Consider the following 13027-nt stretch of genomic DNA (forward strand, 5'->3'; position numbering starts at 1 on the left):
ATGACCGCTCTCCTCCGACACATCCTCGTCATCCACCGCTGGCGCGACCACTACGCGCGGTACGAGGACTACATCGACCACCGCAGCCACCACGTCACCTATGTGACCACCGACCTCGGGCGCGAGTCGGTGCCCGTCGCCGCCGCAGGAAGCGTGACGGTCCGGGCCACCGACGACCTCCGCGAAGTGCACCAGGCCGCGGACACCCTGTCCGTCCGTTTCGGCGCCCCGGACGTGGTCATCGCGCTGAACGAGGGCGACCTGGAGACGGCTGCGCAGCTGCGCGCGCGGCTCGGCTGCCCGGGGCAGGACATGACCGCGCTGGCCCCCTTCCGGGACAAGCTGACCATGACGCGGGCCGTCGCGTCCGCCGGGCTGCGCACCCCCGCGTTCGCCGACGCCCCCGACACCGCCGCCGTCAAGGAGTTCGCGCAGGAGCACGGCTGGCCCCTGGTGGTGAAGCCCCGCCGCGGCACCGCGAGCCGGGGGGTCGTACGGCTCGGCTCGCCCGACGACCTGGTCACGCTGGAGGCCCTGGAGCCGGAGGACCGGATCGTCCAGGCGTACTGCGGCGACGCGATCTACCACGTCGACGGGCTGTGGACCGGGACCGGGCTGGGGCCCTGGCGTGCCTCCCGTTACGTCAACACCTGTGCCGAGTTCACCGCCGGCGCCGCCCTCGGCTCCGTCGAGGAGGACGACCCGGCGCTGCTGGAGCCGATCGGCGCGTTCACGGCCGCGGTCGCGAAGGCGCTCGGCGGACGTCACCCCTGGGTGTTCCACCTGGAGGTGTTCGTCGGTGCCGAGGCGGACGGTTCCGTCCGGGTGACCTTCCTGGAGGCGGGCTGGCGGGTCGGCGGGGCCGAGATCCCCTTCATCTGGCGCGAGGTGCACGGCGTCGACCTGATGTCGGCCGCCGTGGCCATCCAGCTCGGCGGACCGGTCGAGCTTCCCGCGCTCACGGCGGGGAGGGTCGGCGGCTGGCTGCTCGTACCCGCCCCCGTGGCGGCGCCCTGCCGGGTGGTCGCCGCGCACGTCCCCGACGCGCCCGACACCTACGCCTACGCGCAGGTCGTGCCGGTGCCCGGCCAGGTACTGCCGAAGGTGGGGGGCTACGAGCACGTCGGGGCGAGGTTCCGCTTCCGCGGGACGAGCAGCGCGGAGGTCCGCGAGGCGGTCGTCGCCACCGCCGGCCGGGTCTCTCTGGAGTGCGTTCCCGACGTCCGGACCGGACGGCCTCCCCGGGTCGTCTGCGGACTGGACCGCTGAGGCGACGGAAGGAACCGCTCCATGGTCACCGCAGGTGCCGTGGCCGGCATCGCCCTCGTGGCGCTCGGCCTCGTCCTCACCCCCGGCCCCAACATGATCTACCTGGTGTCCCGTTCCATCGTCCAGGGACGACGGGCCGGGCTGTTCTCGCTGCTCGGCGTGGCGGTGGGGTTCTTCGCCTACCTCCTCGCCGCGGTCACGGGCATCGCCGCCCTGTTCACCCTGGTCCCCGCCCTGTACACGGCGGTGAAGTTCGCGGGCGCGCTCTACCTCGCCTACCTGGCGTGGAACGCGCTGCGGCCCGGCGGGCTCAACGCCTTCGACCCCAAGCCGCTGCCCCCCGACCCGCCGCTGCGCCTCTTCACGATGGGGCTGGTCACCAACCTGCTCAACCCGAAGATCGCGATCCTCTACATCTCGGTGCTGCCGCAGTTCGTGGAACCCGACCGCGGCTCGGTCGCCGCGCAGAGCCTCGTCCTCGGTCTCGTGCAGATCAGCATCGCCATCACCGTCAACGGCCTCATCGCGCTGGGGGCCGGCTCGATCGCCACGTTCCTCAAGAAGCATCCGCGCTGGCTGCGTACCCAGCGGTACGCCATGGGTACCACCCTGGCCGCCATCGCCGTCCACGTGGCCGTCGCCTGAGCGGGCTCCGCGAGCCCGCCCCACCTCCCTTCCCCTCTCTCGTACGCCCCCGAGCAAGGACCACTCCGCCATGGCACTGCACCGCGACGAACTGACCCCCCAGCTCCAGGAGTACGCCCGCTTCGACGACCGCGGCGAGGCTCGCTACCTGCCCTACCTCATGTACTTCCACCGCGCCGACTACCGCTCCGAGGTCATCAACACCGACCGGGCCGGATTCCGGCTCTCCGGCGGGCCCGACGGGGAGACGGCCTCCGCGGCCGGACACATCCCGCGGAGCGGTCCGGTCCGTGTGATCTCCGGCAGCTCCACGGTGATGGGCATCGGCGCCACCAGCGACGCGCACACCCTGGCCTCCCGCCTGTGGTCCCGGCACGCTCCCGCCGCCCCCTGGCTGAACTTCGGCGGCCGTTGCTACAACTCGACACAGGAGCTGCTGCTCTTCACCCTCCACCGCCACCTCCTTCCCGAGATCGACGAGGTCGTGGTCTTCTCCGGCCTCAACGACCTGACCGTGGGCCGGCTGCCCGAGTGGCAGCAGGGCGACCACGGCGCCTTCTGGTTCTGCGGCGAGTACTTCGAGAAGATGGAGGAGCTGCGGGCGGAGAACCGCCGGGCGGCCAGGAAGTCCGGATTCCGTTCCGGTCCCCGCCGCCCCACCATCTCCACCCACGACGACGTCCGGCGGGACATCGCCCAGGTCGTCGACGCCGCCGCCACCCTGACCCTGCGTCACCTGGAGTCCTGGCGCCTGCTGGCACCCACCGCCCGGCTGACGTACGTCCTCCAGCCGATGGCCCTGTGGATGCGCGAACGGCACGCTCCCCAGGAGCAGGTGCTCTTCGACGAGATCGACCGCATCTCCAAGCTGGGCACCTGGGAGGCGCTGTACGGGGACATCTCCACGCCCGCCGTGGCCGCCGCCTTCGCGGAGAAGCTGCGCCAGGGATGCGAGAAGCTCGGCATCGGCTTCGTCGACCTGAACCCGGTGGTGGCCGCGGCGGTCACCGAGAAGGACTGGATCTACGTGGACCGGGCGCACTACACCGACGAAGGCTACGACCTGGTCGCGAAGGTCATGGCGGACTCCCTCGGCCTCTCCTGAAGCACCCCCGCCCCCATTTCCCCGCCCCGCGCGCCCACCGCGCGGGTCCCGAACGAGCAACGAGAGCTGAGGACACGTGACCAGGAGTTTCCGGGTGGCCTGGGTCGGAGGGCGCCCCGCCCCCATCGCCGGAGCCAAGGAGCTGGGCATCGACGTGGTACTCGTCCACGAGGAGGGTCTGTACGAGCCGTCCATCGCACAGCACTGCGAGCGGATCGTGCACGCCCCGATCACCGACGGCCCGGCCATCCTGGAGGTGCTCGGGCCGTTGCACGAGGAACGCCCCTTCGACCGGGTGATGACCACCTCCGAGCCGGCCGGTGTCAGTGTGGGCCACGTGGTGGACGCGCTCGGGCTCACCGGGGTGACCGAGGCCACGGCCCTCGCCCTCAAGGACAAGGCGCTGACCCGGCGGGCCCTGGACCGCGGCGGCCTCAGCCCGGTGCGCCACCGGGTGGTCGAGGACGCCGCCGGGGCCGTCGCCTTCCAGGAGTCGGTGGGCGGGCCGATCGTCCTGAAGCCGGTGAACGGCGCCGCCAGCCGGCACATCCACCGGGCGGCCGACGCCGCTCAGGCCCGCGCGGCGTGGGAGGTCATGGCCGCCGACGGGCTGACCTCCGCGCTCGCCGAGGAGTACCTGGAGGGACCGGTCGTCTCCGTGGACTCCTTCTCCCACGACGGCCGGCACGTCCCCATCGGCTGCTCCGAGTACCAGGTCAACGAGCGTCATGTGGAGTGGGCCGTCTCGACACCCAGCCGGGTCGCCGCCCCGTACCTGGACGAGCTGCGGGATCTGACGGTGCGGCTGCTGGACGCGGTCGGGCTCACCGAGGGGCCCTCGCACAGCGAGTTCGTCCTCACCCCGAAGGGCCCGCGGGTCCTGGAGTCGCACGCCCGGCTCGGTGGCCACGCCCTCCCGGAGCTGGTCCGGCGCGCCTACGGAGCGGACCTGGCACGGATGATGCTGACGGTGCCGCTCGGCATCGAGGAACTGCCGCGGACGTCCCCCGAGCCGGTCGGCGGGGCCGCCATCCGGTTCTTCACCCCCCGGCCCGGCGAGGTCCGCGAGGTCGTCGTGGACGCGGACAATCCGGCCGTGGTCAAGCGGCTGGCACCGGGCGAACTGGAGGGCGTCTACCTTCCGCTGCTGGCCGAGCTCACCGGGCTGGAGACGGGGGCGGTCGTCGCCAAGAACCCCGGTGACGTGGTGCCTCCACTGAACACCCTCTCCGACTGCAGCTCCGGCTACGTGCTCTCCGGCGGGCGGGACGCGGCCGACGCCGAGGCGAGGTGCCTGGAGGTCGAGCAGAAGATCCACTTCCGCACCGCGTGACCCCGTCGCCCGCCCCTGTACCGTCCGAAGGACCCCCACACATGACCACCACCGCGCGAGACGAGGACGGCAGGACACCGGGCGGGCCACCCGCGCCGCCGCCGTCCGTCTTCCGCATCAGACCGTTCCGCTACGTCTTCGCCGCTTCCGCGGCGAGCACGCTCGGGACGCAGATCAGCTATCTCGCGGTCCCGCTGCTCGCCGTGGCGGCACTCGACGCCTCACCCGGCCAGGTGGGCGCCCTGGCCGCCCTGGGCACGGTCGCCTTCCTGCTCATCGGCCTGCCCGCCGGCGCCTGGACCGACCGGATGCGCAAGCGGCGTCTGCAGATCACGGCGGACCTGGTCCGGGCGGTGCTGTTCGGCTCGGTACCCGTGGCCTGGTGGCTGGACGCGCTCACGATCGAGCAGCTGTACGTGGTGGTACTGGTCTCCGGGGTGGCGACGGTCTTCTTCGACGTCGCCAACCAGAGCTTCCTGCCCCATGTGGTGGGGCGGGAGCAACTCGCCGAGGCCAACGCCAAGCTGGTGGCGATGCAGGCCGTCAACCAGGTGGCCGGGCGCAGTGTCGGCGGCTACCTGGTGCAGCTTCTGACCGCGCCGGTGGCCGTCGCGGTCAACGCCGTCACGTTCCTGTGGTCGGCGCTCTGGCTGCTGCGGGTACGGGCCCCCGAGCCGCGGCCCGCGCGGCGGGCGAACGCGCATCTGGGCCGGGAGATCCTGGAGGGCACACGTTTCGTCCTCGGTCATCCCCTGCTGCGTCCGCTGGCGCTCGAGGGCGCCCTGACGAACATGGCCCTGCAGATGATCGTGACCGTGCTCCCGGTGCTCTTCGTACGGGAACTGGGGCTGCCGGAGTTCGTCCTGGGGCTCTTCCTCGCCGTCGCGGGTGTGGGCGTCTTCCTCGGCTCGCTCTCGGCGCGGGCCATCAGCCGGCGGCTGGGCGAGGGACGCTGCATGTGGGTGATCGGTCTGTGCGTCGCTCCGGCCGGCTTCGTCCTCCCGTTCCTCGACCGTGGGCCGATGCTCTGGGCGGCGGGCGGCGCGTACCTCCTGATGACGTTCAAGATCGGGACCGACAACGTCATCAAGGTGACCTTCCGGCAGCGGGCGACGGCCTCCGAGCTCCTCGGCCGGATGAACGCCACCTTCCGTTTCCTTCTGACCGGTTCCCTCGCCATCGGGGCGATCCTGGGCGGCGTCCTCGGCGACACGCTGGGCGTCCGTGCGGCCCTGTGGGCGGGCGCGGCCGTCTTCGCCGTCACCTGGCTGCTGGTCTTCTTCTCCCCTTACCGCGCGGTCCGCGAGACACCCGTCTCCTGACGTCTCCGGCTCCGTTCGGTCCGGCGGCCCCGGTCCCTCTCGGACCGGTCCCTCTCGCTCCGGCCCGTCTCGGCGGCACCGTGGGTCCCGGGGTGCGCGCAGGCGCCCGGGGCGGACGCGGCGGTGAGCCGGCTGTCCTGACCCCGTCAGCAGAGGGTGTCCCAGTGGTGGAGGACGCGGAGGGCGGCCGTACGGGTGGGCGGGTTGGCGGGGGCCGGGGTGAGGAGGTAGTCGGCGACGGGGGTGAGCAGCAGCACGGTGTCGGGGGCCGGCGAGAGAAGACGGGCCTCGTCCCAGGTGTGGCGGATGACGGTGCGGCGGAGCAGGGTGCCCCGGCGGGCCGGGAAACCGGGAGTGGTGGCGGCCTCGGTACGGCGTCGGTGTTCGGGGGCGAGTTCGGGGGCGAGGGCGGCGCGGACGGCTGCGAGGGTGCCGAGCGGAAGGTGGCCGGCGGCGTGGTCGAGGAGGGCTGCGGCCTCGGGGGCCAGGCGGTAGGCGGCGAGGACGGCGGCGGTCTCGGCGGGTTCGAACGGCTGGTGCGTGAGGCCGGCGACGTCGAGCAGCGTGACGGGACCGGGCGGCTGCGCGGGCCCGCGCAGCCGCGACTCGGCCAGGGCGATGAGGCACTCGACGTGCTCGTCGGCCACCAGGTACGGCCGGACGGGCACGGCGGAACCGTCGCCGGGCAGTGCGGCGGTGGTGAGGTGGACGCGGTACCAGGGGTCGACCAGCGGGTCCTCGGCGGGCCAGTGGACCGTGACGGCGGTGTGGTGGGGGCGGGCGCCGAGCAGGGAGACGTCGATGTGCTCCACGGGGTGGTCGGTGACCAGCCGGACGACGGCCTGCCAGAGGGCCGCCTCGTCGGCGGCGACGAGATCGAGGCCGTCCAGCGGCCGGAGCAGGCCGGACGGGTAGTAGCCGGCGAGCGGGAGACCGCGGATGGCGCGGACACCGGTGGCGCGGGCGAGCCCGGCGGCCAGGGCGGCGTAGTGGGCGGAGCGTTCGCGGGCGCGGCGCAGTTCGGCACGGGCGGGCTCGCCCATCCGGACACCGTCACGGACCAGGGCGGAGAGCACCAGGTGGGGCAGGTGGTGTCGGGCGCGGGCCCGGTGGAGCAGTTCGGCGGGCCCGTCGGCCGGGTCGGCGTCGAGCAGCCGGTACAGCAATGCGGTGTTCACGGACATCCGCCTCCGAAGGTAGGGTCCGGGCCCGGCGCCACCGGCGGCCGAGAGGGGGGCGGGCGGGCGATGCCGGACCGTGTCCGACGGGCCCGCGGCACGGCCATTCTGTCCGGCGGAGTTCAACACCTGATCACCACAGCCTCAACGGGCTCTCGACACCGGGTGCGACGCTGTGGTTAAAAGGTGGCACAGAATCCGACATGTGCGCCGAGCGGGGCGGGCACTGTGTTCTGGGGCGGCTGGGGGCAGGCTTTGCGTGATCTCCGTTTCTCGTTACTCGGCCTGATGCAGGCTCACCGGGGCGCGACCGCGCTCAAGGTGGGAAGTCCGCAGCAGCAGGCGATGCTCGCCGTCCTGTTGCTGCGGCCGGGGCACGCGGCGAGCGCCACCGACCTGATCGCCGCACTGTGGGGCGAGGAGCCGCCGAACGCGGCGACGACCACGGTGCGCACCTACGCGTGGCGCTGGCGCAAGGTGCTGGACTCCGGGGAGAAGGACCAGGACGGCGACGGGTCCGGCGCCGACCGGCCCGCGCCGAGTGTGCTCGTGTCGATGGGCGACGGCTACCGGCTGGTCCTGCCGAAGCTCGCCGTGGACGCGGCGGAGGCGGAGTCCCTCGCCGGGGAGGCGGAGCGCACCGCGCGGACCGATCCGCTGCGCGCCCGCAACCTGCTCAACCAGGCGCTGGAGCTGTGGCAGGGCGAGCCGCTGGCCGGCATCCCCGGACCGTTCGCGGAACGGCACCGGCAGCGGCTGGAGGAACTGCGGCTGACGCTGCTGGAGGAGCGGATCGGGCTGGATCTGGCGCTCGGCCGCTACGCGCGCTGCATTCCCGAACTGACCGCGCTCACCACCGAACACCCACTGCACGAAAGGGCCTACGGGCTCCTGATGCGCGCGCTGTACCAGGCCGGACGGCAGGCGGACGCGCTGGCGGTCTACCGCGGGGTGCGTCAGTTGTTCCTCGCGGAGCTGGGCGTCGCGCCGGGCACGGAGCTGGAACAACTGCACCGCGGGATACTGGAGGGAGATCCCGCGCTGGCCGCCCCGGAGCCGAACCCCGCGTCGGCCCCCGCGGCAGGGCCGGGACCATGGGCCGGGACCACGGCGGCACCGGAGGGGGACACGCGGCAGGCCCGGGACGGGAGCGGCGTCGAGGACTCCGAGGACGCGGCCGGGTCCCGTCCGGACGAGGAGGGCCGTCCGGAGGAGGGGAACGAGCGGGAGGGCACCGCCAGGCCGTCCTCCGCTCCGCCGCGGCCCGCCCAGCTGCCGCCGGACGCGGCCGACTTCACCGGACGGTCGGCTCCGGTCCGGGTGCTGGACGAGGCGCTCGGCACGACCTCGGCACAGGCGCTCGTGATCGCCACCGTCGTCGGCATGGGCGGGGTCGGCAAGACCGCGCTGGCGCTCCACGTGGCACACCGCGTCCGGGAGACCTACCCGGACGGCCAGCTCTACGTGGACCTGCGCGGCTCCGACCCCGTGCCGGCCGATCCGGAGGCGGTGCTCAGCGGATTCCTGGTGGCGCTCGGGGTGCCCGGTGACGCGGTGCCGGACGGGCTGGACGCGCGCTCGGCGCTGTTCCGTTCCGTGGTCGACGGACGGCGGCTGCTGCTGGTGCTGGACAACGCCAAGGACGCGGCGCAGGTCCGGCCGCTGCTCCCGGGATCGGTCGGCTGCGCGGTCCTCACCACCGGCCGCACCCGGCCGGCGGGTCTGCCGGCCACTGTCCAGGTCGACCTGGACGTGTTCCAGCCGGCGGAGGCGCTGGACCTGCTGAGCCGCACCATCGGCGAGGAACGTCTGGCCGCCGAGCGGGAAGCGGCGCTGGACCTGGTGGTGGCGTGCGGGTACCTGCCGCTGGCGGTGCGCATCGTGGCCGCCCGGCTCGCGGCCCGGCCGGGCTGGACGGTGGAGACGCTCAGCCGTCGGCTCCAGGTGGAACGGCGGCGGATCGACGAACTGCGGATCGGCGACCTCGCGGTGGCCGCGGCCTTCGAACTGAGCTACCGCCAGCTGACCGCCGACCAGGCCAGGGCGTTCCGGCTGGTCGCCTCGGTGGACGGGCCGGACATCGGGCTGCCGGCCGCCGCCGCGCTCCTCGACCTCGACGCGTACGACGCCGAGGATCTGCTGGAGGCGCTGGTGGACGTGGCGATGCTGGAGTCTCCGTTCCCCGGCCGGTACCGGTACCACGACCTGCTGAGGGCGTTCGCCCGGCGGCGGCCGGTGGCCGAGGGTGCCCCCTCCGCGGCGGCGGGCGGCACGGCGGCGAGCGGGGAGGCGGTCGCCGCCCGGGACCGGTTGCTGGACCATCTGCTGGCCACGGCCTGCACCGCCTTCCAGTACGCGGTGCCGGGCGATCCGGCGGCGGGCGCACTGGGTCCGGCCCTCTCCCCCGGTGTGGCGCTGGCCGGGTGGGACGCGGCCCGGGAATGGGCCGCGGCGGAGCGGGCGGGCTCCGTGGCCCTGGCGGCCCAGGTCGCCGCGGACGTGGGGGCCGACGGACTGGGAGGCGTGCTGCCGCCGGACCGGGTGCGTGCGACGGCCCTGCGGGCCGCGATCGACCTGCTCATCGCGATCACGCCGTTCGTCCTGACCCCGCCGAGCCGTCAGCTCGCCTCCACCGCCGACGCGCTGGCCGAGGCGGCGGAGCGGCACGGCGACCTCCGGGCCGCCGGACGGGCGCACTTCCTGCGCGGGAACGTCGCCCTGGCGGCGACCCGGCTGGAGGAGGCCGAGGCGGCGGCCCGCCAGGCGGTGGACGCGGCGCGGACCGCCGGCGACACGGTGATCCTCCGTCAGGCGCTCAACGACCTCGGCCTGATCTGCCAGTTCCTCAGCCGCTTCGGCGAGGCGGTGGACCACTACGACGAGGCGCTGCTTCTCGCCAACGAGCTCGGGCATCACTCGGGCGCCCTGGTGACGACCGTGAACGGCGCGCTGGCACGGGTGCGCAGCGGGCGGACGGACGAGGCGGTGGAGATCTGTCACGAGGTGCTCGCCCGACTGCGGACCCGGCAGGACGACCCCGGTCGGGCGTACGCGCTGTACGTACTGGGCCTGGCGCTGCACGGGCTCGGGCGGCACGAGGAGGCGGTGACCTGGTTCGGGGAGTGTCTGGCGGTGGCGGCGGGGGCCGGGCTGCGGGACCGGGCGGCGCACGCGCGCTACCGGCTGGCGGACAGTCTGCGTTCGCTCGGCCGGGCGGACGAGGCGCTCGATCACGCCGGGCGGGCGCTGGCGCTCTGCGAGGAGCTGGGGGCGGAACGGGACCAGGCTCAGGCGCTGGTGGTGCTGGGCCGGTCGCTGGCGGACCTCGGGCGTGGGGCCGAGGCGGGGGCGCGGCTGCGGCAGGCGCACGAGATCTTCCACCGGCTGGGGCTGCCGGAGGCCACCGAGGTGGCGGGGCTGTTGGAGGAGCCGGCGTTCGCCCTGCGCGAGCCCTGAGGGGGCGTGGACCGGCTGCCGTGGAGAAACGGTACTGCGCGGGGGTGCGGTTCAGGAGCCGGTGCTGTTCCAGTCCGTGTCGTCGGAGGGCGTGGGCGTCGGGGCCGGCGCGGAGGTCGAGGCGCTGCCGCTGGTCCCGCCCTGGTCGGTCCCGGTGCTGCCGTCGGCCATCGCCGTGCCGGCCGCGCCGAGGGCGATCAGCGCGCTGAGGCCGAGACCCGCGACGGCCAGGCGGATCCGAGCGGCACCGAGGGTGTTCGAACGCTTCGCCATGACTGCTCCCTAGGACGTCTTCCCTGCGGGGAAGGGCTTCTTGCGGGACTTCCCGAAGTGCTTCCGGGCTGATGGGACGAGCATGGCAAGGCGCGTTCAACGGGCGATCGACGCCCGAGCACCATGCGTCGATCGCCTTCGTTGATCGGGGTGTCGATCGGGGCGTCGCGGGGGTGGGCGGCCCGTTCGGCGACGCGGGCGGCCCGGCTCAGGCGGCCTCGCGGATCTCCAGGGTGCAGCACTTCACGCTGCCGCCGCCCTTGAGCAGTTCGGAGAGGTCCATCCCGATCGGCCGGAAGCCCCGCTCGCGCAACCTGGCCGCCACCCCGGTGGCCGCCTCCGGCAGCACCACGTTCAGGCCGTCGCTCATCAGATTGAGCCCGAACGCCTCCGCGTCCCCCTCCTCCACCAGCACCGCGTCCGGGAAGAGCCGCCGCAGCACCGCCCGGCTGTCGGGCGAGAACGCGCCGGGATAGTAGATGATCCGGTCGGCGTCGAGCACCCCGAGCGCGGTGTCGAGGTGGTAGAAGCGCGGGTCGACCAGGTCCAGGCCGATCACCGGGCGGCCGAGGAACTCCCGCGCCTCCGCGTGTCCGGCGGAGACGCTGCGGAAACCTCGCCCGGCCAGCAGGTGCCGGCCCGTCAGCAACAGGTCGCCCTCGCCCTCGTTGACGTGGACCGGGTCGTGGGTGACGAAGCCGCGGGCCCGGAACCACTCCAGGTAGGCGGGGCCCTCGGCCGCGCGCTCGGCGTCACGGAACCGGGCACCGAGCACCTTCCCGTCCACGACGGTGGCGCCGTTGGCCGCGAAGACCATGTCGGGCAGACCGGGCAGCGGGTCGATCAGGTCGACGCGGTGGCCGAGACGGACGTACAGCTCGTACAGCCGCTCCCACTGCGCGACGGCCAGGCCGGTGTCGACCGGCTTGGCCGGGTCCATCCAGGGATTGATCGCGTAGCTGACCTCGAAGTAGGTCGGACGGCACATCAGGAACCGGCGCGGCCGGGCGGTGCGGATCATGGAAGACTCCGGGAAGACGGAGGGAAGGGGTGGGGGCCGGAAGGTGCCCTGAGTGCCTGTCGGTCGAAGGCCACCCGACAGGCTCTGAGGAGCCGAGGGCTCCGAGAGGGCGATCAGGAGGACGCGGCGGGGCGTTCGGGGAAGTTCCGCAGCCCGCGGAGCGGGCCGGCCAGCAGGACCACGCCCGCCGAGAGCAGCACGCTCGCCATGATCCAGATGGTGGTGCGAGCGCCGAGCACCTCGCCCAGCCAGCCGCCGAGCAGGGCTCCCACCGGGATGGCGCTGAAGTTGACGGTCGACGCACTGGCCCGGATACGGCCGATCATCGCGGGCGGGCAGTACGCCTGGTAGAAGCTGCCGGCGATGACGTTTCCGGCGATCACTCCGCAGACCGCGACCGACCAGGCCACCGCGCTCACCGCCAGCGGCAGCCGGTCCCCCGCCATCGGCAGCAGCAGGATGAACGGCGCGCCCACCAGCTCGCACAGCAGCAGTCCGCGCGCCGTCCCGAACCGGCGGGCGATCCGCCCGGCGAGTGCCGCCCCGGCCAGGCCGCCGACCGACACCAGCGCGAACACCGCTCCGACGCCTCCGGGCGACACCCCCACGGTGCGGATCAGGAAGATCGTCTGCACCGCCTGGACACCGTTGAGACCGAGGTTGCCGACGGCCGCGAAGCTCGCCAGTGTGCGCAGGTACGGATCGCGCACCAGGAACCGGACTCCCTCGCCGATCTCGCGCAGGATCCCACGCCGTTCGGAGACCGGCGGCGGCTTCTCCTCGGCCCGGATGCTGCCCACGCACACCGCCGCCACCAGGTAGGTGACCGCGTCGGCGAGCAGGCCGCTGGCCGCGCCGAACGCCTGGGCGAGCAGACCGGCCAGGCCGGGGCCGGCGATCTCCGCCGCCGAATCCCCGGAGCGGAGTTTGACGTTGGCCTCCAGCAGGTCCGGCTTGGCGACCAGCGAGGGCAGTACGGCGCTGTACGCGGTGGACATGAACACCTTGACCGCGCCGGCCAGCAGCGCCACCACGACCAGGTGGCCCATGGTCAGCAGCCCCAACCAGCCGGCCACCGGCACGCTGCCGAACAGCACCAGCAACAGCAGGTCGCAGACCAGCATCACCTTCAGCCGGGGCCAGCGGTCCACCCAGGCGCCGGCCAGCAGGCCGAGGAAGAGCCACGGCACCCAGGCGGACGCGGTCAGCAGGCCGACCATGAAGGGCGAGGCGTCCAGCGTGACGACGGCCACCAGGGCGAGCGCGACGTTGCCGACGGCGGTGCCGAGACCGCTGGTCGTCTCACCGATCCAGAGCTTGCGGAAGTTTCCCTGGGCCCAGAGGCCCCAGCGGCTCCGCGGCGGCGCGTCCGCCGGAGGGGGCGGGGCGGCCGGGGACGGCGGCTCGACGGGGGCGGTGGTCATG

The 13027-nt window shown here is 73.6% G+C and carries 10 protein-coding genes; 6 read left to right on the forward strand and 4 right to left on the reverse strand.

The genetic code is table 11. From position 1 onward, the window contains the following. From OG393_RS06390 to OG393_RS06410, 5 genes are all read left to right on the forward strand, one after another. A complete protein-coding gene (locus tag OG393_RS06390) occupies positions 1-1269 on the forward strand; it encodes an ATP-grasp domain-containing protein (RefSeq protein WP_327373644.1) in 1269 nt (422 codons plus the stop codon). Positions 1270-1290: 21 nt separating this feature from the next. Next, the gene (locus OG393_RS06395; protein WP_327373645.1) at positions 1291-1914 is read left to right on the forward strand and encodes a LysE family translocator; all 624 of its coding nucleotides are present in this window, start codon (positions 1291-1293) and stop codon (positions 1912-1914) included. A 70-nt stretch (positions 1915-1984) separates the two neighbouring features. Next, on the forward strand, positions 1985-3019 hold the full coding sequence (locus tag OG393_RS06400) for an SGNH/GDSL hydrolase family protein (protein ID WP_327373646.1): 1035 nt from the start codon (positions 1985-1987) through the stop codon (positions 3017-3019). Between the two features lie 76 nt (positions 3020-3095). Beyond that, positions 3096-4352: an ATP-grasp domain-containing protein gene (locus OG393_RS06405; RefSeq protein WP_327373648.1), complete on the forward strand. Its 1257-nt coding sequence runs from the start codon at positions 3096-3098 to the stop codon at positions 4350-4352. Positions 4353-4393: 41 nt separating this feature from the next. Then, on the forward strand, positions 4394-5674 hold the full coding sequence (locus tag OG393_RS06410; protein ID WP_327373649.1) for an MFS transporter: 1281 nt from the start codon (positions 4394-4396) through the stop codon (positions 5672-5674). Between the two features lie 146 nt (positions 5675-5820). Here the strand turns inward: OG393_RS06410 and OG393_RS06415 are convergent, their stop codons facing one another. Beyond that, a complete protein-coding gene (locus OG393_RS06415; protein ID WP_327373650.1) occupies positions 5821-6852 on the reverse strand; it encodes a hypothetical protein in 1032 nt (343 codons plus the stop codon). Between the two features lie 288 nt (positions 6853-7140). Between OG393_RS06415 and OG393_RS06420 the strand changes: the two genes are divergently transcribed. Continuing rightward, on the forward strand, positions 7141-10308 hold the full coding sequence (locus OG393_RS06420; RefSeq protein WP_327373651.1) for an AfsR/SARP family transcriptional regulator: 3168 nt from the start codon (positions 7141-7143) through the stop codon (positions 10306-10308). A gap of 51 nt (positions 10309-10359) precedes the next feature. Here the strand turns inward: OG393_RS06420 and OG393_RS06425 are convergent, their stop codons facing one another. The 3 genes from OG393_RS06425 to OG393_RS06435 form a co-directional block, all read right to left on the reverse strand. Further along, entirely contained in the window at positions 10360-10581 is a 222-nt protein-coding gene (locus OG393_RS06425) for a hypothetical protein (RefSeq protein WP_327373652.1), read from the reverse strand. Positions 10582-10789: 208 nt separating this feature from the next. Then, on the reverse strand, positions 10790-11599 hold the full coding sequence (gene ddaH / locus OG393_RS06430) for a dimethylargininase (RefSeq protein WP_327378329.1): 810 nt from the start codon (positions 11597-11599) through the stop codon (positions 10790-10792). Positions 11600-11715: 116 nt separating this feature from the next. Beyond that, positions 11716-13026 (reverse strand): MFS transporter, encoded by a 1311-nt coding sequence (locus tag OG393_RS06435; RefSeq protein WP_327373653.1) that lies wholly within the window; start codon positions 13024-13026, stop codon positions 11716-11718. Between the last annotated feature and the right edge of the window lies 1 nt (position 13027).

It is taken from the genome of Streptomyces sp. NBC_01216 (assembly GCF_035994945.1).
Lineage (GTDB): Bacteria > Actinomycetota > Actinomycetes > Streptomycetales > Streptomycetaceae > Streptomyces.

Coding starts and splice junctions, on each gene's coding strand:
- OG393_RS06420 (WP_327373651.1), top strand. CDS start 7,141: ATGCAGGCTCACCGGGGCGCGACCGCGCTCAAGGTGGGAAGTCCGCAG.
- OG393_RS06400 (WP_327373646.1), top strand. CDS start 1,985: ATGGCACTGCACCGCGACGAACTGACCCCCCAGCTCCAGGAGTACGCC.
- OG393_RS06410 (WP_327373649.1), top strand. CDS start 4,394: ATGACCACCACCGCGCGAGACGAGGACGGCAGGACACCGGGCGGGCCA.
- OG393_RS06425 (WP_327373652.1), bottom strand. CDS start 10,581: ATGGCGAAGCGTTCGAACACCCTCGGTGCCGCTCGGATCCGCCTGGCC.
- OG393_RS06435 (WP_327373653.1), bottom strand. CDS start 13,026: ATGACCACCGCCCCCGTCGAGCCGCCGTCCCCGGCCGCCCCGCCCCCT.
- OG393_RS06395 (WP_327373645.1), top strand. CDS start 1,291: ATGGTCACCGCAGGTGCCGTGGCCGGCATCGCCCTCGTGGCGCTCGGC.
- OG393_RS06390 (WP_327373644.1), top strand. CDS start 1: ATGACCGCTCTCCTCCGACACATCCTCGTCATCCACCGCTGGCGCGAC.